We start from the raw sequence: 640 nt of genomic DNA on the forward strand, positions 1-640 counted from the left end.
GGATCCAAGGGATATCGCAGCCGTCTCCGACTATCTCACCAAGGATCGCAAGATTACCGACGCCTTGGTCAAGCCTTTGATCGAAAAAGGTTTCATCCAGGCGTCTCGTGCGGGACGCTTCGTGAATGCCGCCTTCCCGCTGACCCAGGGCCGGGGGTTGGGGAATCCCACCCAGGCCATCGGCGTGTCGCTCCGAGGTCTCGATCCGGAGCATCCTTTCCACGGTGTTCGAGGCAAGAAGGGCCTATGGACCTATCATACTATTCATTCGAAAGATTCAGAACAGGATGTTTTAGTACTAACCGAGAGCCCTATTGACGCAATGAGCGTAAATCATCTCGTATCGGCTAATTCAGAACTTATAAAGCCATTTACTGTAAACAAATACCGCAACGTTCATTTCGTATCTACAATAGGATCTACAAAAGAAAATATTGTTTCCGTTGTGACTGCTAATGTCTCAAGTGGAAAAACTATTCTCACCGCTTTCGACAATGATGCTGCGGGAAGGCAGCTGACTGAGACTGTCCGCGAAGCGGCGAAGTCGGCCGACTCAGGTGCGAGGTTTGGAAACCTCACCGGTGTGCTCGTTATCTTCGACAATCTCAAAGATTTCAATGAGTTGCTCATGCTCTTCCTG

The 640-nt window shown here is 50.0% G+C and carries 1 protein-coding gene; it reads left to right on the top strand.

The window, feature by feature from the left end:
• Positions 1-640: toprim domain-containing protein (locus tag PSH54_RS20535; RefSeq protein ID WP_273607005.1), on the top strand; the 640-nt coding region annotated here is incomplete at both ends.

It is taken from the genome of Pseudoalteromonas sp. Angola-30 (genome assembly GCF_028599215.1).
In the GTDB taxonomy this organism is placed as follows: domain Bacteria; phylum Pseudomonadota; class Gammaproteobacteria; order Enterobacterales; family Alteromonadaceae; genus Pseudoalteromonas; species Pseudoalteromonas atlantica.